Source organism: Calidifontimicrobium sp. SYSU G02091, from assembly GCF_022631395.1.
Taxonomy (GTDB): Bacteria; Pseudomonadota; Gammaproteobacteria; order Burkholderiales; family Burkholderiaceae_C; genus Calidifontimicrobium; species Calidifontimicrobium sediminis.
Genome location: NZ_JALBGB010000015.1, coordinates 66,870 through 89,351, shown reverse-complemented (window position 1 = coordinate 89,351; position 22,482 = coordinate 66,870). Strand labels below are relative to the sequence as shown.

At 64.4% G+C, this 22,482-nt stretch carries 22 protein-coding genes; 10 read left to right on the top strand and 12 right to left on the bottom strand.

Going from position 1 to position 22,482, the window contains the following annotated elements:
* The 10 genes from MOJ79_RS11045 to MOJ79_RS11000 form a co-directional block, all read left to right on the top strand.
* Positions 1-558: IS3 family transposase (locus MOJ79_RS11045; RefSeq protein ID WP_241924199.1), on the top strand; the 558-nt coding region annotated here is incomplete at its 5' end.
* A 388-nt stretch (positions 559-946) separates the two neighbouring features.
* Positions 947-1,255, top strand: coding sequence for a helix-turn-helix transcriptional regulator (locus MOJ79_RS11040; RefSeq protein ID WP_241924198.1), 309 nt, complete (start codon positions 947-949; stop codon positions 1,253-1,255).
* A gap of 203 nt (positions 1,256-1,458) precedes the next feature.
* Positions 1,459-2,370, top strand: coding sequence for a helix-turn-helix transcriptional regulator (locus tag MOJ79_RS11035; RefSeq protein ID WP_241924197.1), 912 nt, complete (start codon positions 1,459-1,461; stop codon positions 2,368-2,370).
* A gap of 15 nt (positions 2,371-2,385) precedes the next feature.
* A complete protein-coding gene (locus tag MOJ79_RS11030; protein WP_241924196.1) occupies positions 2,386-4,119 on the top strand; it encodes a DUF262 domain-containing protein in 1,734 nt (577 codons plus the stop codon).
* A gap of 11 nt (positions 4,120-4,130) precedes the next feature.
* Positions 4,131-6,515, top strand: coding sequence for a type I restriction-modification system subunit M (locus tag MOJ79_RS11025; protein ID WP_241924195.1), 2,385 nt, complete (start codon positions 4,131-4,133; stop codon positions 6,513-6,515).
* Positions 6,515-7,924 carry a hypothetical protein gene (locus MOJ79_RS11020; RefSeq protein ID WP_241924194.1) on the top strand — a complete coding sequence of 470 codons (1,410 nt, stop codon included), beginning with the start codon at positions 6,515-6,517 and terminating at the stop codon, positions 7,922-7,924. The genes MOJ79_RS11025 and MOJ79_RS11020 overlap by 1 nt, the downstream gene beginning before the upstream one ends.
* 108 nt (positions 7,925-8,032) lie before the next feature.
* On the top strand, positions 8,033-8,362 hold the full coding sequence (locus MOJ79_RS11015; RefSeq protein WP_241924193.1) for a type II toxin-antitoxin system RelE/ParE family toxin: 330 nt from the start codon (positions 8,033-8,035) through the stop codon (positions 8,360-8,362).
* On the top strand, positions 8,355-9,515 hold the full coding sequence (locus tag MOJ79_RS11010) for a HigA family addiction module antitoxin (protein ID WP_241924192.1): 1,161 nt from the start codon (positions 8,355-8,357) through the stop codon (positions 9,513-9,515). Before MOJ79_RS11015 ends, MOJ79_RS11010 begins: the two co-directional genes overlap by 8 nt.
* A complete protein-coding gene (locus MOJ79_RS11005; RefSeq protein WP_241924191.1) occupies positions 9,502-12,543 on the top strand; it encodes a type I restriction endonuclease subunit R in 3,042 nt (1,013 codons plus the stop codon). The genes MOJ79_RS11010 and MOJ79_RS11005 overlap by 14 nt, the downstream gene beginning before the upstream one ends.
* A gap of 16 nt (positions 12,544-12,559) precedes the next feature.
* Positions 12,560-13,501, top strand: coding sequence for a COG2958 family protein (locus MOJ79_RS11000; protein WP_241924190.1), 942 nt, complete (start codon positions 12,560-12,562; stop codon positions 13,499-13,501).
* A gap of 4 nt (positions 13,502-13,505) precedes the next feature.
* Here MOJ79_RS11000 and MOJ79_RS10995 read toward each other — a convergent pair whose 3' ends face one another.
* The 12 genes from MOJ79_RS10995 to MOJ79_RS10940 form a co-directional block, all read right to left on the bottom strand.
* Entirely contained in the window at positions 13,506-13,796 is a 291-nt protein-coding gene (locus tag MOJ79_RS10995) for a hypothetical protein (RefSeq protein WP_126463655.1), read from the bottom strand.
* An 81-nt stretch (positions 13,797-13,877) separates the two neighbouring features.
* Positions 13,878-14,339: a lysozyme gene (locus MOJ79_RS10990; protein WP_241924189.1), complete on the bottom strand. Its 462-nt coding sequence runs from the start codon at positions 14,337-14,339 to the stop codon at positions 13,878-13,880.
* 30 nt (positions 14,340-14,369) lie between these two features.
* Complete coding sequence (locus MOJ79_RS10985) at positions 14,370-14,852, bottom strand: hypothetical protein (RefSeq protein ID WP_009518219.1); 483 nt, start codon at positions 14,850-14,852, stop codon at positions 14,370-14,372.
* The gene (locus MOJ79_RS10980) at positions 14,849-15,154 is read right to left on the bottom strand and encodes a DUF6127 family protein (protein ID WP_009518220.1); all 306 of its coding nucleotides are present in this window, start codon (positions 15,152-15,154) and stop codon (positions 14,849-14,851) included. The genes MOJ79_RS10985 and MOJ79_RS10980 overlap by 4 nt, the downstream gene beginning before the upstream one ends.
* A gap of 65 nt (positions 15,155-15,219) precedes the next feature.
* Positions 15,220-15,570 (bottom strand): DUF2793 domain-containing protein, encoded by a 351-nt coding sequence (locus MOJ79_RS10975; protein ID WP_009518221.1) that lies wholly within the window; start codon positions 15,568-15,570, stop codon positions 15,220-15,222.
* Between the two features lie 3 nt (positions 15,571-15,573).
* Entirely contained in the window at positions 15,574-16,206 is a 633-nt protein-coding gene (locus MOJ79_RS10970; protein WP_241924188.1) for a glycosyltransferase family 2 protein, read from the bottom strand.
* The gene (locus MOJ79_RS10965; RefSeq protein ID WP_241924187.1) at positions 16,206-18,479 is read right to left on the bottom strand and encodes a phage tail protein; all 2,274 of its coding nucleotides are present in this window, start codon (positions 18,477-18,479) and stop codon (positions 16,206-16,208) included. Before MOJ79_RS10965 ends, MOJ79_RS10970 begins: the two co-directional genes overlap by 1 nt.
* Positions 18,479-18,694 carry a hypothetical protein gene (locus MOJ79_RS10960; RefSeq protein WP_009518225.1) on the bottom strand — a complete coding sequence of 72 codons (216 nt, stop codon included), beginning with the start codon at positions 18,692-18,694 and terminating at the stop codon, positions 18,479-18,481. Before MOJ79_RS10960 ends, MOJ79_RS10965 begins: the two co-directional genes overlap by 1 nt.
* Entirely contained in the window at positions 18,691-18,918 is a 228-nt protein-coding gene (locus MOJ79_RS10955; protein WP_009518226.1) for a hypothetical protein, read from the bottom strand. Before MOJ79_RS10955 ends, MOJ79_RS10960 begins: the two co-directional genes overlap by 4 nt.
* A gap of 155 nt (positions 18,919-19,073) precedes the next feature.
* Positions 19,074-19,865, bottom strand: coding sequence for a DUF2163 domain-containing protein (locus MOJ79_RS10950; RefSeq protein ID WP_241924186.1), 792 nt, complete (start codon positions 19,863-19,865; stop codon positions 19,074-19,076).
* Positions 19,862-21,430, bottom strand: a complete 1,569-nt coding sequence (locus MOJ79_RS10945) for a hypothetical protein (RefSeq protein WP_241924185.1) — start codon at positions 21,428-21,430, stop codon at positions 19,862-19,864. The genes MOJ79_RS10950 and MOJ79_RS10945 overlap by 4 nt, the downstream gene beginning before the upstream one ends.
* Positions 21,427-22,482 (bottom strand): hypothetical protein, encoded by a 1,056-nt coding sequence (locus MOJ79_RS10940; RefSeq protein WP_241924184.1) that lies wholly within the window; start codon positions 22,480-22,482, stop codon positions 21,427-21,429. Before MOJ79_RS10940 ends, MOJ79_RS10945 begins: the two co-directional genes overlap by 4 nt.

Genomic DNA, 22,482 nt, shown 5'->3' with positions numbered 1-22,482 from the left:
ACCGACAGCGATCACGACCTGCCGATCTTCCCGAACCTGTACCGTAACGTCATCCCGACACGGCCCAACGTGGTCTGGGTGGGCGACATCACGTACATCCGCCTTGCCGCTGGCTTCTGCTACCTGGCGGCGCTCCTAGACGCCTGCAGCCGCAAGGTCGTCGGCTATGCGATCTCCCGCGAGATCGACTCGCAACTTACGGTGGCGGCTCTGGAGGCAGCGGTGCGCAGCCGACGCCCACCGCCAGGGTGCATCTGCCACACGGACCGCGGCAGCCAGTACGCCAGCGCCGAGTACCGGCGTGCCTTGAACCGCCACAGGCTGGTCGGCTCGATCAGCGGCGTGGCCAACCCGTACCACAACGCCCAGGCCGAGAGCTTCATGAAGACGCTGAAGGTCGAGGAGGTCTACATCGCCGGCTACGGGACCTTCGAGAATGTTGCGGCCCGCCTGCCCAGGTTCATCGACGAGATCTACAACACCCGGCGCCTGCACTCGGCGCTCGGATATCGTTCACCCGCAGAGTTCGAAGCGCAACTCGCCCAGCAGGCGGCTTAGATCCGACGACCCCCGTGGTCCAGACTCAGGGGTTCACTCCACATCACCCGGCTTTGCTGGTCAATTTTCGGTCGGCGTCAACAGCCAGCGCGCTGGGTGAGGTGAGAAGGCATGAACAGCATACGCAGGAGTCCCGATGTGCACCAGTGTTGTGCACCAGCGGCCTGCCGTAAGCTGTTGAAGCGCTTGATTTCCATTGCGAATCAAGCACTTGGAGGGAATGTGGTGGTGCTGAGGCGACCGCACGCGGTCATGCACCGATACAACCAAAATTTTATACCGATTTTTGGCGTTGATGGGCGGGAGTTGGCCTTGACAGCGCGCCTTTTCACTTGCCAAGTGCAGCAACGAGCGCCTTCATGGTGACCCCCTGTCTTTGGAGGTCGTTATGAGCGAGCAATTTCTTTCCGAGGTCGAGCTGGCCACCCGCTGGGGGATGAGCAGCAAGACCCTGACACGTTGGCGCTGTGATCGGCGTGGTCCTCCCTACGTCAAACTGGGCAAGACGGTGCGCTATGCGATGAGCGTCGTGCTTGAGTTTGAGCGAAACGGGCTGCGCAAGCCAGCGCCCAGACAGATCACGCCAGCCGAGCCAAGCACGCCCGACATCACCCAGAACATGACCGTCCGCGATGTGGTGGCCAGCCTGCGCGCTGGCGGGGGATGGCTCTCTCATACCGTCGAAAGCCAGTCCTAGCCTTTCAAGACTGCGGGTGCCGGATCCATCTCCAAGCGCGGAATCGAACTCGCCTCCCAAGGCGCGGCTGCTCCGTGAGTGTTGTTGCCGTCCAGATCGTGGCGCATAATGTCATCAGTTTGATGATGTAAACCGCCTGGCGATGGATAAACATAAAACCAATCACAGCTTTTCGGTCGTCCGTCTTGGATGAGGAGCCTCCGGTGACTCAACCCCAGCGCGTCGAAAGCTTGAGCCACGCCCAGTGCGAGCGGCTGGCCTACATCGACTTCCGGCTCTACTTCTTCGGTGAGATCGGCCGTCCCGACCTCATCGAGCGCTTCGGGGTGGCGCCGGCCGGGGCCACGCGCGACTTGGCGCTGTACCGGGAAATCGCGCCACAAAACATCCTCTTTGACGGCAGCCACAAGGTCTACCGGATCGGGCAGGCGTTCTCGCCGCTATTCGAGCACGCACCGCAGCGCGTGCTTTCGGCGCTGGCGCATGGATTTGGCGACGGCGTGAACGGCCCGGCCAAGCCCTTGCAGCCGCTGCTACCGTGCGAATCGCCCGCTGCCCTATCCATCCCCAAGATGGATGTGCTGGCTCCGGTCTGCCGGGCGATCCACTCCAAGCGACCCCTTGCCATTCGCTACCACTCGATGACGAGCGGCGAGTCTGAGCGGGTCATCGTGCCCTTCGCCTTGGTGGATACCGGCCTGCGCTGGCACGTGCGGGCCTTTGATCGTCTGCGGGGTGAGTTCCGGGACTTCGTCCTCACGCGCATCGAAGCGCCGACCTTGCTGGATGACGCACCCCAGGCCTTTGAGCGGCCCGACCACGACATCCAATGGACGCGCATCGTCGAACTGGAGTTCGTGCCGCACCCGCGCCTTGAACACCCCGAGATCATCAGGATGGACTACGGGATGACCGACGGCTCGATCCGGATGCGCGTTCGCGCCGCCGTCGCGGGCTACATGCTGCTGCGCTGGAGCGTGGACTGCTCGCCCGACCACCGCCTCAAGGAAGAACAGTACCGCCTATGGCTCAGCGATCCGCTGGCGCTGTACGGCGTTGAGAACGCAAAGCTCGCGCCGGGGTATCAAGCTCCGAGCAGCCCCAAGAAACGATAGGAAAGAACAAGCGCAATGGCCAAGACACTTGAAGCCCACGACAAGCTGATCCGGGAGATCTTCGAAGGCAGCTACCAGTTCGAGATTCCGGACTACCAGCGCCCCTACGCCTGGACAACCGAGCAAGCGGGAGAGTTGTTTGATGATCTGGTCTCCGCTATGCAGGATGCCCGAGCCAACGGGGCCACAAGCCAATACTTCTTGGGCAGCATCGTTCTTATCAAGAACGACCGCGACCCCAAGGCGATGGTCGTTGATGGCCAGCAGCGACTGACCACGCTCACGATCCTGTTTGCGGCCCTGCGCGCAGCGTGGGAGGCGGCCAACTACCCACCAGGCGTCAAAAGCGTGACCCCTTTCCTCTACGAAGAGGGGGACGAGATGCTGGGCAAGGCCACCGGCTACCGATTCACCGCCCGCGAGGAAGATGCGACGTTCTTCCGTCAGTACATCCAGGAGCCGGGTGGCATCGCACAGTTGGTCGCCAGTACGGACAAGCTGAAAGACAGCCGTCTGCGTTACCGCGAAAACGCCTCGCTGCTGCTCGAAAAGGCCAAGGCCCTGTCGCCTGACGACTTGAATGCCCTGTGGAAATTCCTCGCGAACGACTGCTCCCTGGTCGTCATTTCCACACCCGACCTCGAAGCGGCCTACCGCATCTTCTCGGTACTGAACAATCGTGGGCTCGATCTGGCACCCATCGACATCATTAAGGCGGAAGTGCTCGGTTCGATCCGTCGCATCGGCGGGGAGGACAAGGCGCGCGCTTATTCGAAGAAGTGGAGCGCGATCGAAAGCCAGTTGGGGCGCGATGCCTTCGGCGAGTTATTTGGCCACATCCGCACGATCTACGCAAAGCAAAAGCAGCGAGCAACACTCGTCAAAGAATTTCAGGAGTACGTCACCGAGTACAAAACCCCGGCTGACCTTATTGACAATGTGATCCAGCCCTACGCCGAGGTGTGGGACTTCGTGCGCGATGCCGACTTTGAAGCCACCGAGCACGCCGAGACCATCAATGACTACCTGTCTTGGCTCAACCGCGTGGACTTCAAGGACTGGGTGCCCCCGGCACTGGTCTATTTCAAGCGCTTCCGGCAGCAGCCCAAATTGCTCGCCGAGTTTTTCAAGTCACTGGAACGCCTGACCTATTTCCTGCTGGTCACCAAGGTGGGTATCAACGAGCGCATCGAAACCTACGCTGCGCTGACCAAGGAAATCGAGCCGGAGACCTTCAAGGGGGATCTGGCCGCGCTCACCACGCTGACACTGACTGACGCGCAAAAGCGCAAGTTCGTCGCGGCACTCGATGGCGACGTTTACGACGATCTGCCCAAGGCACGGATGGCGCTGGTCTTGCGCCTGGAGTCTTTGGTGCGCGCCCCCGGTGTGCAGCTTCAAGATGCCGTGTCGCTGGAGCACGTCCTGCCGCAAAACCCGCCCGATGGTTCGGACTGGATCAAGTGGTTCCCGGATGAGAACGAGCGGGAAGCTTGGACACACCGCTTGGCCAACTTGGTTCCGCTCGACCGGAAAAAAAACTCGTCTGCCAGTAACTACGACTTTGCCAAGAAGAAGGACGCCTACTTCAAGGGCAAAGGCACGGCATCACCCTTCGTCCTGACGCAGGAAGTGCGGTCAGAAAGCGAGTGGACGCCTACCCTTCTGGCCGAACGCCAGAAGCGCCTTGTGGGCGTCCTCGCCAAGCATTGGGATCTCGCTGTCTCCACAGGCACGGCGGCGAGCTAAGGGGCGTTTCCATGCAAAAGAAGCCACAACAAGACCAAAGCCAGATCAAGTGGATTGCCGACTTCATCTGGAACATCGCGGACGACCGCCTGCGCGACGTTTACGTGCGCGGCAAGTACCGCGACGTGATCCTGCCCTTCACCGTGCTGCGGCGGCTCGATGCCGTGCTCGAAGCGACGAAAGACGCGGTGCTGGAGCGCAAGAAGTTTCTCGACGCTCACAAGGTGGCCGAGCAGGACGGCGCGCTGCGCATGGCGGCAGGCCAGGCCTTCTATAACGTCTCGGAGTTCACGCTGGCCAAGTTGAAGGCCAGCGCGGCGGGACAGCGGCTGCGCGATGACTTCATTGCATACCTGGACGGCTTCTCGCCCAACGTGCAGGAAATCCTCACCAAGTTCAACTTCCGCAACCAGATTCAGAAGCTGGTGGATTCCCACGTCCTGGGCTACCTGATCGAGGACTTCCTCAACCCCGAGATCAACCTTTCGCCGCTGCCGGTGAAGGATGCCGACGGCCGCATCAAGCTGCCCGCGCTGGACAACCACGCCATGGGCTCAGTGTTCGAGGAACTGATCCGCCGCTTCAATGAGGAGAACAACGAAGAGGCCGGCGAACACTTCACGCCGCGCGACGTCGTGCAGCTCATGGCCAAGCTGCTGTTCCTGCCCGTGGCCGACCGCATCGAATCGGGAACCTACACCCTCTATGACGGCGCATGCGGCACCGGCGGCATGCTCACCGTCGCCGAAGAAACCTTGCAGCAACTGGCCCAAGCCCACGGCAAAGACGTATCCATCCATCTGTTTGGGCAGGAGATCAACGACGAGACCTATGCCATCTGTAAAGCCGATCTGCTGATCAAGGGCGAGGGCGAGCAAAGCCAGAACATCGTCGGCGGTGCGGACAAATCCACCCTCTCCAACGACCAGTTCCGCAGCCGCGAATTCGACTTCATGATCTCCAACCCGCCCTACGGCAAGAGCTGGAAGACCGATCTGGAGCGCATGGGCGGCAAGAAGGAATTCAACGACCCGCGCTTCATCGTCAGCCACGGCGGCGACCCGGAGTTCAAGCTCATCACCCGCTCCAGCGACGGGCAGCTCATGTTCCTGGTGAACAAGCTGCAAAAAATGAAGCACAACACGCCCCTGGGCAGCCGCATCGCCCTGGTGCACAACGGCTCGGCGCTGTTCACCGGCGACGCGGGCCAGGGCGAGAGCAACATCCGCCGCTGGGTGCTGGAAAACGACTGGCTCGAAGCCATCATCGCCCTGCCGCTCAACATCTTCTACAACACCGGCATCGCCACCTACATCTGGGTGCTGGCCAACAAGAAGGCCGCCCACCGCAAAGGCAAAGTTCAGTTGATCGACGCCAGCCAGTGGTTTCAGCCGCTGCGCCGCAACCTCGGCAAGAAAAACTGCGAACTCTCCGAGGCCGACATCGCCCGCATCCTCGACCTGTATCTGGGCCAGCCGCAGGAAACCGCCGAAAGCAAATGGTTCGACAACGCCGATTTCGGCTACTGGAAGATCACCGTCGAGCGCCCGCTGCGCCTGAAAAGCCAGCTCTCGGACGAACGCATTGAATCCCTGCGCTTTGCCTCGGGGGATGAGGCGCTGCGCGCCGAGATCTACGCCACCCATGGCGAGGCGCTCTATACCGAGTTCGCCAAGCGCAAACCCGCCATCGAGGCGTGGCTGAAGGGCGAGGACGAGAACGAAGACGACGACAGCGAAGACAGCGACAGCGGCGATGATGGCGAAGCTCCCGCCGCCCGCAAGGCCGTGCCCGCCAACCGCCGCAAGAAGCTGCTCGATGCTTCGACTTGGCTGCGCGACAAGGCGCTCATGGAAGTGGCGCAGCGGGCACAACAGGCGCTAGGCCGCGCCGTGTTCGACGACCACAACATCTTCCGCGAGCGCTTCGAGGACACGCTCAAGGCACAGGGCGAACGCTTGAGCGCGGCGGAGAAGAAAGCCATTTACAAGGCGGTGAGCTGGCGCGACGAAACCTCGCCGCCGGTTGTCGCCCGCCGCAGCAAGCTCAAGGCAGGCGAGCCTTTCGAGCCCGGCTTCGATGGCCGCTATCTGGAGACCGTGGGCAAGGAGCGCTACCTCGTCGAATACGAGCCCGACCCCGAGCTGCGCGACACCGAGCAGGTGCCGCTGAAGGAGCCCGGCGGCATCGATGCCTTCTTCCGGCGTGAGGTGCTGCCCCACGCGCCGGACGCCTGGGTTGCGCGCGAGGCCACCAAGATCGGCTACGAGATCTCCTTTGCCCGCTACTTCTACAAGCCCGCGCCGCTGCGCTCGCTGGAGGAGATTCGCGCAGACATTCTCGCGCTGGAGCGGCAGACCGAAGGTTTGCTGAGCAAGATCGTGGGAGGGGCGTGATGGTGATTTTCCCTGCTTACGAAAGTTATCAATCCGCAGACATTTCTTGGCTTTCATCTGTGCCTTCGCACTGGCGAACGACGCGCCTCAAGCGAGAAGCAAAGATTCAGACAGGCGTTACGTTGGGCAAGGTTTACGCTGTTGAAGTGGAGTCACGCCCATATTTGCGGGTTGCAAATGTGCAGGCTGGATTTCTTGATCTCAGGCATGTCAAAAATATCGAGGTGCCCCGTTCAGAAGCATTAAAGAGCGAGCTTAGGCCTAATGATGTTGTTTTGACGGAAGGCGGCGATATTGACAAGCTCGGACGTGGCGCGATTTGGTCGGGACAAATCAAAGGGTGTATTCACCAAAACCATGTCTTCGCGGTCAGGCCAGACCCAACTACGCTTAATCCGAAGTTCCTGACCTATATCTTGGAAAGTCCACATGGGCGCTCTTATTTCCAAGTAACGGCAAAGCAAACCACGAATCTTGCAGCGACCAACCGCAGTACCCTCGGGCGGTTCCCATTGTTCTTACCCCCGCGCGCCGAGCAAGACCAGATCGTCGCCTACCTGCGCGCGCAGGACGCGCACATCGCCCGGTACATCTTGGCCAAGCGCGAGCTCATCAAACTGCTCATCGAACAGAAGCTCGCCATCATCGACCGCGCCGTCACGCGCGGGCTTGATCCCAACGTCCGCCTCAAGCCCTCCGGCATCGAATGGCTGGGCGAGGTGCCGGAGCATTGGGAGCTTCGCCGTTTGAAGTTCCTCGCCAGTAACACTACGAACCAGACCACGACCAAGGCCAGCGACGAAATTTATCTGGCACTGGAGCACGTTCAAAGTTGGACTGGCGTGGCGCGGCCGCTTGAGGGCGAAGTCGAATTTGCCAGCACGGTGAAACGGTTTGTCGCCGACGACGTTCTGTTCGGAAAGCTCCGTCCGTACTTGGCGAAGGTAACGCGGGCGCGCCGCGCTGGCGTATGCGTGAGCGAGTTTCTCGTGCTACGGGCGCGCAAGGAACTCATCCTTCCTGCGTATCTTGAGCAACTATTGCGCTGCAAGCGCGTAATTGACCTGATTAACAGCTCCACGGCGGGCGCGAAGATGCCGCGTGCCGATTGGACGTTCATCGGCAATGTCCGGCTCTCCATTCCACGCCAAGATGAACAGGAAGCGATCCTGTCGCACATATTGCGCGAGACGAAGGACTTGGACGAAGCCATCGCCCGCGCCGAAGAGGAAATCCAGCTGATCCGCGAGTACCGCGACCGCCTGATTGCCGACGTGGTGACCGGCCAGATCGACGTGCGCGGCTGGCGGCCCGGGCCGGATGATGTGGTGAGCGACGAGGAGCTGGCCGCCTTGGGCGACGACGAGGCCGATTTGGGCGAGGATGAGCCAGGCGATGACGGTGAGTGAAGCAGGGTTCGGCTGCGCGCTGGCCTTGGCTGAGCGGCCATCCAGAGGGTGGCCGGGGAGATAGACTTTACCGATTTGGTAAAGATTGTGCTACCATGGAGAACCGCGTTGGAGATCCGCTTCCGGGACAAGAAGGTGCGCTTGCTGTGCGAAAGCCAGGCTGCCGCTGTGAAAAAACTGGGCGATGCCTGCGCCCGCAAGCTGCGGGCCCGGCTGGATGACCTGGAGCACGCCGCAAGCGTGGCCGAGCTGGTGGCGGGCAATCCCCACCCGTTGACGGGCGACCGGTCCGGCGAGTACGCGGTCAACCTGGCGGGTGGCTGGCGGTTGACCTTCTCGCCCGCCAATGACCCCGTGCCACGTCATGCCGACGGCGGCATCAACTGGCGGGCCGTGACCATTGTTTGTATCGAATTCATTGGGGACTACCATGACTGATCTGGATGCACCGTTCGCGCCGGAATGGGTTTCCCCGCCCGGCGACACCATTGCCGATGTGCTGGAGGAACGCGGCTGGACGCAAGCCGAGCTGGCCCGGCGGCTGGGGTACACCGAAAAACATGTGAGCCAGCTCATCAACGGCAAGGCGGCCATCACTGAAGACACGGCCTCGCGGCTGGAGCGCGTCCTCGGCAGCACGGCGGGCTTCTGGTTGCGCAAAGAGGCCACGTATCGCGAACGGCTGGAGCGCCAGCAGTTCGCCCAGCGCTGCGCAGGGTGGGTAGGTTGGCTGGAGAGGCTGCCCATCAAGGAGCTGATGGCGCAAGGCGTCGTTGCCAAGGCCCGTCTGGTGGAGAAGAACAAGCCGGCGCTGGTTGAAGCCTGTTTGCGCTTTTTTGGTGTGGCCTCCCCCGAGGAATGGGAGGGCGTTTACGTGGCCGACTTGAAGGCACAGTACCGCCGCAGCCGCGCCGAGCAAAGCGACTTGGCTGCGATTGCAACCTGGCTGCGCCTGGGCGAGAAGCAGGCCGAAGGCTGGGATGCCCTCAAGTACGACCGTGCGCGTTTCGAGAAGGCGCTGGGGCAGATTCGCCACCTGACGACGCAGCCGCCGCAGGTTTTCGAACCGCAAATGAAGCGGCTGCTTCGCGATGCGGGGGTGACGTTGGCCTTGGTGCCGGCAATACCCCGGGCGCACGTCTCGGGGGTGGCGCGGTGGTTGTCCCCGTCGCGGCCACTCATCCAGCTTTCCCTCTATGGCAAATCCAACGACCGCTTCTGGTTCACGTTCTTCCACGAGGCGGCGCACATCCTCTTGCACGGAACGTCGGCGCAAGGCCGCAAAGCCGTGTTCCTTGACGACCCTGACGGCGGCACGAGCACTGATGATTGCGAGCACGAGGCTAACCAGTGGGCGGCAGATTTCCTGATCCCTCCGCAGTATCGGCAGCGCTTGGTCAAGCTGGGGAGCCATGCCGCAGCGATTCGCGCCTTCGCCGGTGAACTCTCGATTCATCCGGGGATCGTGGTGGGGCGCCTGCAGCATGAAGGGATCGTCCCGTACGCGTCGCCCCTCAATGCATTGAAAGTGAGCTTCCGCTGGGCCGACCCCAAGCCGGACGCAAAGGGGGAGCCCGATGAGCGTGACTGACACCAGCGAAAAAGCCCTCGAAGCCCTGATCGTGCGCGACCTGGTCGCCAGTGGCTACGTTCAGGGCAAGGCGAGCGACTACAACCGCGACGTGGCGCTGGATGTGGTGCAGTTGCTGGCCTTCTTGCAGGCCACCCAGCCCAAAGCGGTCGAAGTGCTGGAGCTGGACTCGGAAGGCATCAAGCGCACCCAGTTCCTGCATCGGCTGCAGGGCGAGATCACCAAGCGCGGTGTGGTGGACGTGCTGCGCAAGGGCGTGAGCCACGGGCCGGTCCACGTCGATCTCTACAAGCTGCTGCCAACGCCGGGCAACGCGACGGCGGCGGAGGCCTTCGCCAAGAACATTTTCAGCGTCACCCGGCAAGTGCGCTACAGCAACGATTCCGGCAACGAGCTGGATTTGGTGATCTTCATCAACGGGCTGCCGGTGCTGACCTTCGAGTTGAAGAACTCGCTGACCAAGCAAACCCTGGCTGATGCCATCGTCCAGTACCAGACCACGCGAGAGCCCCGGGAGCTGCTGTTCCAGTTGGGGCGTTGCGTGGCGCATTTCGCGGTGGACGACAACGAGGCTGCGTTCTGCACCGAACTCAAGGGCAAGGCCTCGTGGTTCCTGCCATTCAACCAGGGCTGGAACAGCGGCGCGGGCAACCCGCCCAACCCGCATGGTCTGAAAACCGATTACCTGTGGAAACAGGTGCTGACCCGCGAATCGCTGGCCAACATCATCGAGAGTTACGCGCAGGTGGTGGAGGAGGAAGAGGCGGACGCCAGCGGCAAGAAACGCAAGAAGCGCAAGCAGATCTTCCCGCGCTTTCATCAGTTGCGCACGGTGCGTGCGCTGCTGCGCCGCGCCCGCGAAGACGGGGTGGGCAAGCGCTATCTGATCCAGCATTCGGCAGGCAGCGGCAAGAGCAACACGATTGCCTGGCTGGCGCACCAGTTGGTGGAGCTGCGCCGCAAGGACGACCCTTCGAAGCCGCAGTTCGACTCCATCATCGTCATCACTGACCGGCGCGCGCTGGACACGCAGATCGCCCGCACCATCAAGGGTTACGACCACGTGGCGGCGATCTTCGGCCACTCCGACAACGCGCAGGAGCTGCGCGAATACCTGCGCCGGGGCAAGAAGATCATCGTCACCACGGTGCAGAAATTCCCGTTCATCCTCGATGAGCTGGAAGACCTTTCCAGCAAGCGCTTTGCGCTGTTGATCGATGAGGCGCATTCCAGTCAGGGCGGCAAGACCACGGCGCGGATGCACGAAGCCCTCGGCGGCAAGGCCGCCGCTCAAGTGGCGAGCGAAACGACCGACGAGGAGCCGTTGGAAGAGGACAGCACCCAGGATGCGGTGAACGCGGAAATCGAGAAGCGCATCGCTTCGCGCAAGCTGCTGGCCAACGCCAGCTACTTTGCCTTCACGGCCACCCCCAAGAACAAGACGCTGGAGTTGTTCGGTGAGAAGGTCATGGTCGGCGACCAGGTGCAGTTCCGCTCGCCCGAAGAGCTGACCTACACCACCAAGCAGGCCATCCAGGAGAAGTTCATCCTCGACGTGGTGGAGCACTACACCCCCGTGGAGAGCTTCTACCAGGTGGCCAAGACGGTGGCGGATGACCCGGAATTCGACAAGGCCAAGGCGCTGAAGAAAATACGCCATTACGTCGAGTCGCACGACAAGGCCATCCGCCGCAAGGCCGAGATCATGGTCGATCACTTCATCGCGCAGGTGGCGGGCAAGCAGAAGATCGGCGGCAAGGCGCGGGCCATGATCGTGTGCAACGGCATCGCGCGGGCTATCGACTACTGGCGCGAGGTGTCGGACTACCTCAACGAGATCAAGAGCCCGTACAAGGCGATCGTCGCGTACTCGGGCGAGTTCGAGATGGGCGGGCAAAAGAAGACTGAGGCCGATCTCAACGGGTTTCCGAGCAAGGACATTCCCGCGAATTTCAAGCAAGACCCGTATCGATTCCTGATCGTGGCCAACAAGTTTGTCACCGGCTTTGACGAACCCTTGCTGCACACGATGTACGTGGACAAGCCGCTGGCAGGCGTGCTGGCGGTGCAGACCCTGTCACGCCTGAACCGGGCGCATCCGCAGAAGCACGACACCTTCGTGCTCGACTTCGCCGACAACGCCGAGGCCGTGAAGGCGGCGTTCCAGGATTACTACCGCGCCACCATCCAGACCGGCGAAACCGACGCCAACAAGCTGCACGACCTGAAGGCCGAACTCGACGCCCAGCAGGTGTATAGCTGGCAGCAGGTGGAAGACCTGGTGGCGCTGTACTTGAGCGGCGCAGACCGGGACAAACTCGATCCGATTCTCGATGCGTGCGTGGCCGAATACACCGACCAGCTCGGCGAGGACGACCAGGTCAAGTTCAAGGGCAAGGCCAAGGCCTTCGTGCGCAGTTACGGCTTTCTGGCCGCGATCCTGAGCTACGGCCATCCGGCGTGGGAAAAGCTGTCGATCTTCCTGAACTTCCTCATCCCCAAGCTGCCCGCGCCCAAGGAGGAGGATCTCTCCAAGGGCGTGCTGGAGACCATCGACATGGACAGCTACCGGGTAGAGGCCAAAGCGGCGCTGAAGATGGCGATGGACGACGCAGATGCCACCGTCGAGCCTGTGCCGCCGGGCGGCGGGGGGTTCAAGCTGGAGCCCGAGATCGACAAGCTCTCGAACATCGTGCGCGAATTCAACGACCTGTTCGGCAACATCGAATGGAAGGACGAAGACAAGATCCGCAAGGTCATCACCGAGGAAATCCCGGCGCGGGTGGCGCAGGACAAGGCCTACCAGAACGCGCAGGCGAACTCCGATAAGCAAAACGCTCGCCTTGAGCACGACAAGGCGCTCAACCGGGTGGTGTTGGAGCTGCTGTCCGACCACACGGAGCTGTTCAAGCAGTTCAGCGACAACCCCAACTTCAAGCGCTGGCTGACGGACATGGTGTTCGATGCGACCTACCAGCCGGGCACGGTGCCGCCGAAAGCGCCGCCGCAGATGGGCGCGGGCGTATGACGCGGGGAGAACGGGGATGAAACTGAATTTGATGCAGGTGGTTGTCGACTACCTGAAGGCGCGCCCAGACGAAAAGTTCACCGCCCGACAGATTGCCGAGTGGATTGTTGCCACCTACCCGCAGGAATGCCAAGCCAAGAAGGCGCGGAGCAAGTCGTTGCAGACGGATGCCGATTTGCTGCAGCAGATCGTGGCGGAGATCGGTGCCCATCATCGCGATCTGCAGCGCAAGCACCCGGAGCTGAAGACCACCGAGGGCCGGCCCCGGCGCTATTACTACTCGCAACTGTCCGACAGCGATGAGGTGGCCGTTGCCGAGCGCGAGGAGATGACGCCCGCAGCCGGTTCGAGCCGCCCGAAGCTCGACGAGCAGGCGCTGTATCCGCTGCTGTCGCAGTACCTGTGGGAAGAGTTCGGCGTGTTCTCCAAGCGCATCGACGAAAAGCGCTCGTCGAACAAGCACGGGCCGAACGGCAACCGCTGGCTTTACCCGGACGTGGTGGGTATGGAGGACTTGGGCAAGGAGTGGCACCGCGAAGTGCGCGACTGCGTGACGCAGTATTCCGACAAGCGCACCAAGCTGTGGTCGTTCGAGGTCAAGCTGCTGATCAACCGTTCGAATGTGCGCGAGTGCTTCTTTCAGGCCGTATCGAACTCGTCGTGGGCCAATTTCGGCTATCTGGTCGCTGCGGAAATCGGCGGCACCGATACGCTGAAAGAACTGCGGATGCTTTTTGCCGCCCACGGCATCGGCTTCATCAAGCTGGACGTGGAAAACCCCGCCGACAGTCAGGTGCTGATTCCAGCCCGCGAGCGTGACGAAATCGATTGGGACATGGTCAATCGGCTGGCCACGGAGAATCGGGATTTTCTGGACTACGTGAAGCTGGTGAAGCAGTTCTACCAAACCGGCGAAGCTCGTCCGGCTGACTGGGACGTTCCGGAACTGGACGATTGACCACCTATTCCAGGTGGCCGATGACGTCGAGACGTTCGTCGCCGCGCTGAAATGCACCGAACCAACCATCGCGCGAGTCTGCGCGGGTGCGGCTCACCAACAGCGTGAATCCCTCGCAGCCTCGTGCCTTGGCGGTGGCGAAGTCGGTGGTGTCGAATTTGGCTTCGCGCGCCAGGGTTGTGGCCACCGACTTCATGGCCGATTCGAACAGATCGAGCAGATGGTCTTGCAGGCGGGCGTCGATGTTGCGCGAGGTCACGTCGTCGATGACGGCGTGCTTGAATCGATTACTCATGGTCAATGCTCCGTGATGGGTACGGATGTCATGAACGCGCTGTTCGGCAGCGAAGCCAAGCTCTTTCCCGTGCATCTGCAATCAAGCGTTGCGAAGCAGCCAAGCGGCCTCTGCCTCCCGCCGCGTGACGAGTCCCGGCAGTACCTTTCCGCCGCCGTAGACCCAGCGGCGTAGCTCCGTTGCGGCGGCAGCCCAGTCTCGCTGGTTGACCCGCCGCCGCAGCGTCGAGGTCTGCAACCGCCCCGCCCCCAGGTTGAACGTAAAATCCATGACCGCTGCGAGCCGCCCCTCCGGCTCCGCGGCCAACACCGGGCAGTAGCGCAGTGTGGCGGCGAGCGCCGTCTGCAGGTCACGGGCCAGATAGACTTCCGCTTCGGCTTCGGTGATCGGCGGATGATCCGGATCGCAGAGGTGGCCGTAGCCGATCGTCCAGTAGCCGGCCGGGCAGATGTAGGGGTGCGCGCGGCCGGGATCGTGCTTGGGCACGCGGTGGAAGCCCTCGAAGCGTTTGGCCAGATCAATTGCTTGTGGAGGAATACGCATCTCTGGCTCTGAACTTGTAAGCAACACTTACTAGTTCGTGGGTCGCACCCGGTCGAACACGCGCCCGAGGAACCAGAAGTTCAGCACTCCGGCCCACAGGGCCTGGTCGGCCTCGGTCCAGGCCGCCTGGATGGCCGGGATCCACTCTGCCCCGGCTTCGAGGGCGCCCACGAAGGCGGCGGTCTTGGCCGCGCAGTAGAGGGCCATAAACCAGTAGGTGATGACGGGCCGCACGCTGCTGGAGAGCGCATCAGCCCACTTCACGCCAGATGGCCGGCCCTGCGCCGCAACCGCCTCGCGCAAAGCATCGATGGCACCGCTGTTCCAGGCTGCGTCGGCGCTGGCACCGATCTCGGCCATGCGCTGGGCGCCACGCAGCTTCTCGAACTCCAGCGCCTTGTCCTGCATGGCGAGCTCGTGGCTGCGCTCGCCCTTGCGGTCAAGCCATTTCAGAACCTCTGGCGCGAGACGGAAGGCCCCGCCCAGGAGACCACCGAGCAGGGTCTCGATCATTGCCCACCTCCCACCAACTTCAGCTTGATGGCCGCGCCGACCAGCAACGCGGCCAGGATGCCGGTGGTGATGACCTTTACAGTCGTCTGCCACGCCGTGCGACGCGCATCGCGCCAGGCTTCGAGCAGGTCGCGCAGCTCGCGGATGTCCTTGGCGGCACGGCCGTTTTCCAGGCCGAGATGGGACAGGACACGCTCGGCCCCACGTTCGGCGGCGCGGTCGAGCAGTTCGTCGAAGTCCTCACGGCGCAGAAGCAGCATGTTCTCGACGAGCGCAGGGGGTTGTCGTTCGGGTTCGGTCATGGCAGGTCTCCCAAAAATGCGAAACCCGCCAGCGGCGGGTCTCATGGGGGTTGAACAGGGTTCGGTCAGATCGCGATGCCGGGACTCCAGCCTGTAGGCTTGTAGGCAGACAGCACCTGCTCGTCCTCGACGTAGGCCAGCCAGCCCACCTGGGGCGCGTGGTACTCCCAGGCGCCGGCGATGCGCACGGCGATCTGGTCGATCTTGCCGGCCCAGGCGCCGGTGGCGCTGGCGGGGATGATGTAGCGCTCGCCCTCGGCGGGACTCGCCGGCGGTGCGGTCAAGTCGCGGTCTTTGACGGACAGGCCGACGATGGCGCCCAGGCGCTTGAGGTTGGCGTCCATCTCGGTGTGCCAGCCGGATTCGCCCAGCGTCCAGCCGTAGGCAAGGCCCAGGTTCGGGTCGGTGGATGGCATGGTCTATCTCCAGGGATTCGATATTTGGCGGATGGTTTGCCGGATGCGCCGCACGACAGCCGGGTCTGCGGTGCGATGGACTTGCCGTGGGTGCTGCCGCCAGCGCCGGCCTACGATGGGCAGGTGCAGCACTGCGCCGCGCTGGGCCACCAGCCGGGTCAACAGCCAGTCGGCCATGGGGTGGATGTCGGTGGTGGCCGCGAGCACGGCCTCGACCGCAGCGCGGCGCATCACGATCAGTCCATGGACATGGCTGGCCGAGTGGGCGTGCTGGAAGGCGCTGTAGGCCAGCCGCCGCACGCCGACGTCTCGGCCTTGCTCGTCCATCAGCGCCTCGTCGGTGTAGGCCATCACGGCCTGCGGGCAACCATCGAGCGCATCGGCTAAGTGTGTGAAGGCACTGGCTTCGTACACGTCGTCGGGATCGACGAAGGACACCAGCGGCAATGTCCCTCGCGCGTAGCCGGCTGCGCGCGCCTCACCGATCCGACCCGGAATGCCCGGCAGCACGTGCAGACGGATCGGGGCCTCTGCGAGGCTGGCAAGACATGCTTCGCGCCACGCTGCCGGCTCATCGAGCGTGAGCATGTGCACGTCGATACGCGGCTGGAGGTGCAGGTCGATGGGCGCTTGCATCACACCCCACCCCAGTACTGCCCCCAGCGCAGGCCGTAGCCGGCGCGTTCGGTGGTGCGCACCTGCGCCTGCCAGCTCGCCAGCCCGTCGCGCTCGGACTCGATTTCGATGGTCACGGTATCGCCCGCGCTGCCCGCATCTGCCGCAGCGCTGGCCACGTCCCAAGTCCAGGTGGTGCCGGCCAGGCCGCTCTGCGTGCGCACCAGCGCGCCGTTGCGGTCGCGCAGGCGCACGCTGTAGGTGGTGCCGGGCTCGGGGCCGATGTCGCCCTCGTACTGCTTGACGAGGTAGGCGGTCTGCTGGGTGCGGTCGCGGTGTGCCCAGGCGAGGGTCAGGTCGCCGGCGACCACGGCGGGCTCGGTCTGGCCGTTGAGGCGGATGCGCCCCGGCGGATAGGGCCGTGCCTGGCGGCCGGTGAGCAGCAGCGGCTGGCCGTTGACGGCGAGCACGGCATCGCCCTGGTCGGTGGAGGTGCGCGGAATGGCCGCGACAAACACAGATTCGCCAGGAGCGCGCTCGGTGGTCTCGGCGGCCAGCCATTCGCCCACGCCGATGAGCCGCGTGCCGGCGGCGTGCGCCTGCGGCGTGGTGTCGAGCACCCCGCGGGCGAGATCGACCGTGCCCGCGTTGGCGTCGAAGGCGAGGATCGCCACGGCTTCCCGGATCTGGCCGGTGGCATCGACCAGGTAGGCGTAGTCGCCCACGGCCAGGCGCTGCGGCTGGCTGACAGCGGTCACCGGCACGCCGATGGCATCGGCTTCGCTCACCGGCAGTGCGGCATCGAGCGTGAGCAGCGGCGCATAGTCCTCCCCAACCACGGGCGCGAGATCGCCGCTGGCGGCCCCGGTCGCCAGTTGCCAGTTCAACTGCCCGGTACCACCTGCGACGGCCAGCGCGCCGACGTAGGTGTCGGTGTCGGTCAGGTAGTCCAGCTCGGCACGGTTCAAGCGCCGGGCCAGTTCCCAGTACGGCACCTCGACGGCCAGCACCAGGGCCGGGGGCAGCGCGTCCAGCGGCGGCTCCTCGACGGGCGGCGGCGGGGGCGAGAGCACGGTGTTGCTCATCCCGAACACATCTTCCACCGCCTCGATGCGCCATTCGGCCGCGCCCAGGGCGCCGGTGTCGATGCCGGTCACGCGCACCACCATGCGCTCGATGCCGAGGCGCGGCCAGTGCAGCAGGAACACATCGCCCGGCAAGGGCGGGCGCTCCAGCGCAGTCGGGGCGATGGTGAGCGTCATGCGCGCCAGCGGCGAGCCCAGCGCGCGCAGGTCGCGCAGCGCGAGCCTGGCGGCCAGCGGCCCGTAATTGACGCCGGGATAGTCGCGGCGCTGGTTGATCACGCCGCCCTGAAGCTGGATCGCGGCCAGGTTCTCGACCGTGACCGTGGCCTCTTTGCCAGTGGCCCAGTCGGTGTAGACCACGGTGATCTCGTTGGGCAGTTCCCCCCACTGCGCGCGCTCGAAGCGCTCCATGCGCACGATCTCATCCGGACCCAGCTGCGGCAGGCTGTCGATCCAGTAGTCGTCGCGCAGCAGTTTCAGCTCGAACGTGCCTTGCTCCGGGTCGATGTAGAGGATGCCGCCGATGTGGTCGAGCACCTGCGCGATGAAGGCCTCGATGGGCTGCTGGCGCGTCCAGATCAAGTTGAGTCCGAAGCCTTCGCTCGACAGGGCCCACGCTGCGTTCCAGAAACTCCCGCCGATGCTGCTCTGCGGATAGCCCATGCCCCAGTGCGGGTCGGTCAGGCACTGCACCAGGATGTGGGCCGGGTTCATGCCGACGCTGATCTCGCGTCCTTCGTCCTCATCCCAGGTGCGAACTTCGGCGTTCCACTCCATCCACGGCGCATTGAACCACCCCGCCGTGAAGCGCCGCACGCGCACGGCCCACGGCTTGATATACGGGTTGTTGGCCGCGAAGAGGATCTTGCGTGCCACCAAGGACAGCACGCCACGAAAGGCCGGAATGGAGGTCCCCAGGCGGCTCATCAGGTAGTCGTTGCGGCCTTGTCCGGCATGGCCAGACAACACATCGATGGTGCCGACCACACCGCCTTCGCGCTCGTCGCCGCCAAACAGCGTGGGCTTGTCGATCCAGAGACTGGCGAGCCCGTGGCCGCTTGCCAGCGGCGCGCGGTCGGCATCACCCCACGCGGTACGATCACCCATCTGGATTTCCTGCACGGCATCGACGGGCCCCTGGCACAAGGCCAGATGTAGCCCCATCCGGTAGCGGTAGCCGACGGTTTGCTTCTTGCTGCGGCCACCCATCAGCTTTGCTCCCGTTGGCTGGGTCGATGGCTGGCGTGCTCGACCACGCGAAGCGCCATCGCATCACCCGTGGCCAGCAGCACCTCCGCAGTGATGCCATCGCGGAGGAAGGCGCGAAAGTCCAGTCCATGCCGCGCAAACCACGCGCGCGTGCCGTGCACGCACAGACCCGCGGCGCGCACATCATCGATGGTGACGATCACCTCGCCGCTCATTTCTTGCCGCCTTTCTTCTTGATCGGCTCGGCCTCCAGATCGCCGTACCACACGACGTTGGCGCCCCGGATGAGCACCGTGCCGAACACGACCGGGATGGGTCGGCCTTCCTCGGCGGTGGGGGCATCGACGTCGGACAGCGACGCAGGTTTGGGTTCGGGCGGTTTCGGCGCGAGGGCGGCCGAGACCACGGCTGCCACCACGATGACGACGAGGTACCACATGGCGCGGTCTCCAGGGATTCAGAACACGCCCGTCGAGAACGGGTTTTTGCTCGGGATGGCGGGGAATCCGCCGTAGTTGTGGCTTCGGCCGCCGCTGCGCGGCTTCACGTCGGCTGCGCCGACATGAGCCTTCGCCGAAACGCTGCGTTTTGGGATCAGAAGATCGGCGTGCCGCTGAATGGGTTTTTCGTTGGAATGAACGGGAAGCCACCGAAGTTTTCGAGGTTGCCGAAGCGCGACTCGCACGTGGCCGTGCTGTGATCGCAGCCGACCGTCAGCAGCACCTCGGTACCGGCTTCAATGGCGACCGGATAGAGCAATTCGACGCCGCCACCGTAGTCATTGACGATCATGTGGCGGGCACCTTCCGGGGTTTGGAGCCAGCCACCGGCCAAGCCACCACTGACGCTGCCGGGCGCGCCACCGTCGAGATCGACGTTGCGGCCATTGCTGTTGCTCACCAAGGCGCTGGCAGAAATCGGTGAGGCACCACAGGCAGCCGAATACAGCACGTGGGAACACTTGCGGCTGTAGAGCCGCCGCAACCCGATGCGCTTGAGACTGACCTGCGCGGACTCGCAGCGAATGCGAGCCACATCGTCAGCGACTTCGACGCCCATCACCCGGCCCATCCAGCGCATGCCGGAGATCCACCAGTAGTCGCCCCAGGTGTCGCGCCGCCCGATGCGCAGGGTGATCGAGGTGGTGTCGCCGGTCAGCGAGTTGGTGAGCAGATGGCGCACCAGATCACAGTTCGGCGGCAGCTTCAGCTCCAGCGCCGATTTGGCGGCCTCGGCACCCAGCGCCAGTTCGTTGCGCTCGATTGGCAAGCTCTTGTAGAGGTTGCCATCCAGATCAACGTCGAATTCCTGCGGCGTCAGATAGAACTGCGCGCTGCTACTGGCGAAGGCATACAGCTCGACCTCCATCAGCTGTTGGTTGCTCATACGGCGTACTCTCCATACGTTTCTCGGTCATTGCCACGCGGTTCGGGCAACTGGCGCGCGGTCAAGGTGATCTCCAGCAGCGTCGGGCTGTGCCAGTACAGATCGACTGCGTCGTGGTCGAGGCGGCAACGGGCCAGACGCACGACGCGGCTGCCGGCAGGCGCCGGCGCGTCCAGCCCCGAGCGCAGCACCAGCACGCCGCCTGCGTCACGATGGGCCGTGGCCGTGAGCACGTGCTGGCGCGTGCCGTCCGGATGCAGGATCAGGCAGGCGGCCGGGCGGTGCCAGAAGGCAGAAATGTCCTCGCCCGTCACCCGCAGGAAGCCATCCTCCGGGTCCGCCTCCGAGATCACCGACAGCACCGGCGCCAGGCCATCGGGCAGCCAGAACGATCCAAGGCGGCCTTGGGTACGCCAAAGCCGCGCCCGCCAGCGCTCGATGTCCTGCGGGCCTGTGGCCAGATAGCGGCGCTGCAAGGTCGTCGTCGGCCACGGGTCGTCACGCCGCACCCAGGGGTCGGCAGGCGAGAGGTCCTGCCGGGTGAGCACCGCTTGCGCGGTGACCGATGGATCGTCGCGCCAGTTGCCGTCGGGCCAGACCGGCAGGCCGTCGAGCACCGGATCGTCGAGCAGGGCCATGTCCGGCAAGGGGGCGGGCGCAAGGCTGGCGGTCACGCGGCCGCCGGCCATCCCCGGCACCCATTGCGCAAGGTCGGCCGCCTCGCTGGCCATGCCCCACGCCAGCGGCATGACTGCCGCGCCTGCCGGCACCGCGCGCGCCAAGGGGTCCGCCAGCCACAGCCGGGCGGCCTCCACATGAGCCAGCCGCGCGGTCTGCCAGCCGTCAAGAGCGATGATCAGGATCCAGCGCTCGTCGCTCTCCCAGCCCTGCAGCCCGTCGAAGCGCAGGCGCAGATCAGCCGCCAGCGGCCCGAAGCGGGCGGCGTCCGTGGCGGTGACGGGCAGCGCCTCCGCTCCGCGCGCACAGGCGGCGGTCAACGGCACCGCGTACTGCGGCAGCGGCCACAGCGCCATGTGCCCAAGATGGTCGGCCAGCCAGTCGGCCACCAGGGCATCGGCCTGCCGGGCGTGTCCAACCTGGTAGGTGAGAAGCCGCCGAGGAACGCGTCGGCGTGCCTGCCGGGATTCGTTCCCGCTGGCCAGCCGCGTGACGGCCGTCTGCCATTCCAAGCGTTCGACCAAAGGCTCGGCCCAGTCGTGGCGCAAGGCGAACACGCCGCGCGGGGCGTCCGGCCAAGGCGCATCGCCAAAGACCTCCATGCCGGTGGCAACAAGGGCGCTCGATGCCGTATCCCGGCGCAACACTTCGATCCACAACGCCGGCGCCTCGATGGGCGGCCAGGAGCCGGCCAAGGATTCCGCCAGCAGGCGGGCCGCAAGACCAGGCGGAAGCGGGGATGAAGCCGTCTCTGGCGAGAGTGTGGTGACGCCCGCGCCGAAACTCGCGCGGGAAATGACCTCGCCCTGCAAGGCGGCCAGCCCGCTGCCAGGCACTGGCGCGCTGCCCAGCTCCGAGATCTGCTCGGCGACGAGGCGCTCGGTCATGCCGACTCCAGCCCGAACTCGGCGGCGTTGAAGGCACCTTCCGTCCACTGGACGTTGCCGTTCGGGTTGCGCTCGATGAGCGCCGTGTGCCAGGCCAGTTGCTCTTGCAGGACGAGGTCGGCGCTCACGGCGGTCTGCGCACCGCTCGCCACGAGCCCACGCACGCGGCCGCTGCCCGCATCCGTCTTGCGCGCGAGCAGGGTCACCTGCACGCCGTGGATCGCCGGGGTGGTCATCACGGGCAGCGCCTCGACGTCGAACGTCTGGCGCAGGCCCGCCGTGGCCGCGCGGATGCCGCTGGCCTCATCGCCGTCGCTGACCGCCTGCCAGGCCGATGCCGCGCCTTCGACCGCCCACTGTTTGAGTGCCCCGTCGGCCTGGGGCTGGAGCGCATCGACGCGCACATCGCCCAGGAAGGTGGTGTTGAGCGTGCCCGAGGTGTCGGCCAGGTACAGATCGTCCACGTCCACCGTCACCGGGCACGGCTCACCCGGCACGGCGCCCACGAACGCGGTGAGAAGCGGGCCGCCGCCTTGCAGCGTGTTCTGCGCGGTGAGCTGGATGGCGAGGATGCCGTTGACGCGCACGTCGAGCGTTCCGCTGCCGGTTCCCTGCACGACTTTCAGCTCGACGTAATGCCAGCCGCGCGCTGGGGCGGTCACCAGCGAGGTCGAGAGCAGCGTGTCATAGCCGGACTGCCGGCGGTAGAGCTTGAGTCGCCCGTCCTCGCCGATCTTGACCAAGTGCGTTATCTGTGCCGACGCATCGCGTACACCCAGCAGCACCGGCTCGAAGCCGGTGTTCTCGAAAGGCGCCACGCGGATGGCCGCGCCGACGATCAGGCTGGTCTTGGTCGCATCGAGGTTCTTCACATACCCGCCGCCGCTGCCTGCCGGCAGACGCAAGGCGTAGGACGAGGGCCGCCGGCCGGGGATGCGCGTGGCCTGCGGCGACAGATACGCCGCCTTGCCGCGCGCGAGCCACGGATCGCCGAAGGGGTCGAGTGCCTGCGGGTCGTAGTGATCGAAACCGTCGATGAAGAGCAAGGCCAT

What these genes read in the sequence shown, in the direction of transcription:
- MOJ79_RS10960 (WP_009518225.1), bottom strand. Translation starts at nt 18,694, where the DNA reads ATGAGCGGCGAGGTGATCGTCACCATCGATGATGTGCGCGCCGCGGGT.
- MOJ79_RS11040 (WP_241924198.1), top strand. Translation starts at nt 947, where the DNA reads ATGAGCGAGCAATTTCTTTCCGAGGTCGAGCTGGCCACCCGCTGGGGG.
- MOJ79_RS11025 (WP_241924195.1), top strand. Translation starts at nt 4,131, where the DNA reads ATGCAAAAGAAGCCACAACAAGACCAAAGCCAGATCAAGTGGATTGCC.
- MOJ79_RS11030 (WP_241924196.1), top strand. Translation starts at nt 2,386, where the DNA reads ATGGCCAAGACACTTGAAGCCCACGACAAGCTGATCCGGGAGATCTTC.
- MOJ79_RS11005 (WP_241924191.1), top strand. Translation starts at nt 9,502, where the DNA reads ATGAGCGTGACTGACACCAGCGAAAAAGCCCTCGAAGCCCTGATCGTG.
- MOJ79_RS11010 (WP_241924192.1), top strand. Translation starts at nt 8,355, where the DNA reads ATGACTGATCTGGATGCACCGTTCGCGCCGGAATGGGTTTCCCCGCCC.
- MOJ79_RS10940 (WP_241924184.1), bottom strand. Translation starts at nt 22,482, where the DNA reads ATGGCCTTGCTCTTCATCGACGGTTTCGATCACTACGACCCGCAGGCA.
- MOJ79_RS11000 (WP_241924190.1), top strand. Translation starts at nt 12,560, where the DNA reads ATGAAACTGAATTTGATGCAGGTGGTTGTCGACTACCTGAAGGCGCGC.
- MOJ79_RS10975 (WP_009518221.1), bottom strand. Translation starts at nt 15,570, where the DNA reads ATGCCATCCACCGACCCGAACCTGGGCCTTGCCTACGGCTGGACGCTG.
- MOJ79_RS10970 (WP_241924188.1), bottom strand. Translation starts at nt 16,206, where the DNA reads ATGCAAGCGCCCATCGACCTGCACCTCCAGCCGCGTATCGACGTGCAC.
- MOJ79_RS10995 (WP_126463655.1), bottom strand. Translation starts at nt 13,796, where the DNA reads ATGAGTAATCGATTCAAGCACGCCGTCATCGACGACGTGACCTCGCGC.
- MOJ79_RS10965 (WP_241924187.1), bottom strand. Translation starts at nt 18,479, where the DNA reads ATGGGTGGCCGCAGCAAGAAGCAAACCGTCGGCTACCGCTACCGGATG.
- MOJ79_RS10990 (WP_241924189.1), bottom strand. Translation starts at nt 14,339, where the DNA reads ATGCGTATTCCTCCACAAGCAATTGATCTGGCCAAACGCTTCGAGGGC.
- MOJ79_RS10980 (WP_009518220.1), bottom strand. Translation starts at nt 15,154, where the DNA reads ATGACCGAACCCGAACGACAACCCCCTGCGCTCGTCGAGAACATGCTG.
- MOJ79_RS10955 (WP_009518226.1), bottom strand. Translation starts at nt 18,918, where the DNA reads ATGTGGTACCTCGTCGTCATCGTGGTGGCAGCCGTGGTCTCGGCCGCC.
- MOJ79_RS10985 (WP_009518219.1), bottom strand. Translation starts at nt 14,852, where the DNA reads ATGATCGAGACCCTGCTCGGTGGTCTCCTGGGCGGGGCCTTCCGTCTC.
- MOJ79_RS10945 (WP_241924185.1), bottom strand. Translation starts at nt 21,430, where the DNA reads ATGACCGAGCGCCTCGTCGCCGAGCAGATCTCGGAGCTGGGCAGCGCG.
- MOJ79_RS11020 (WP_241924194.1), top strand. Translation starts at nt 6,515, where the DNA reads ATGGTGATTTTCCCTGCTTACGAAAGTTATCAATCCGCAGACATTTCT.
- MOJ79_RS10950 (WP_241924186.1), bottom strand. Translation starts at nt 19,865, where the DNA reads ATGAGCAACCAACAGCTGATGGAGGTCGAGCTGTATGCCTTCGCCAGT.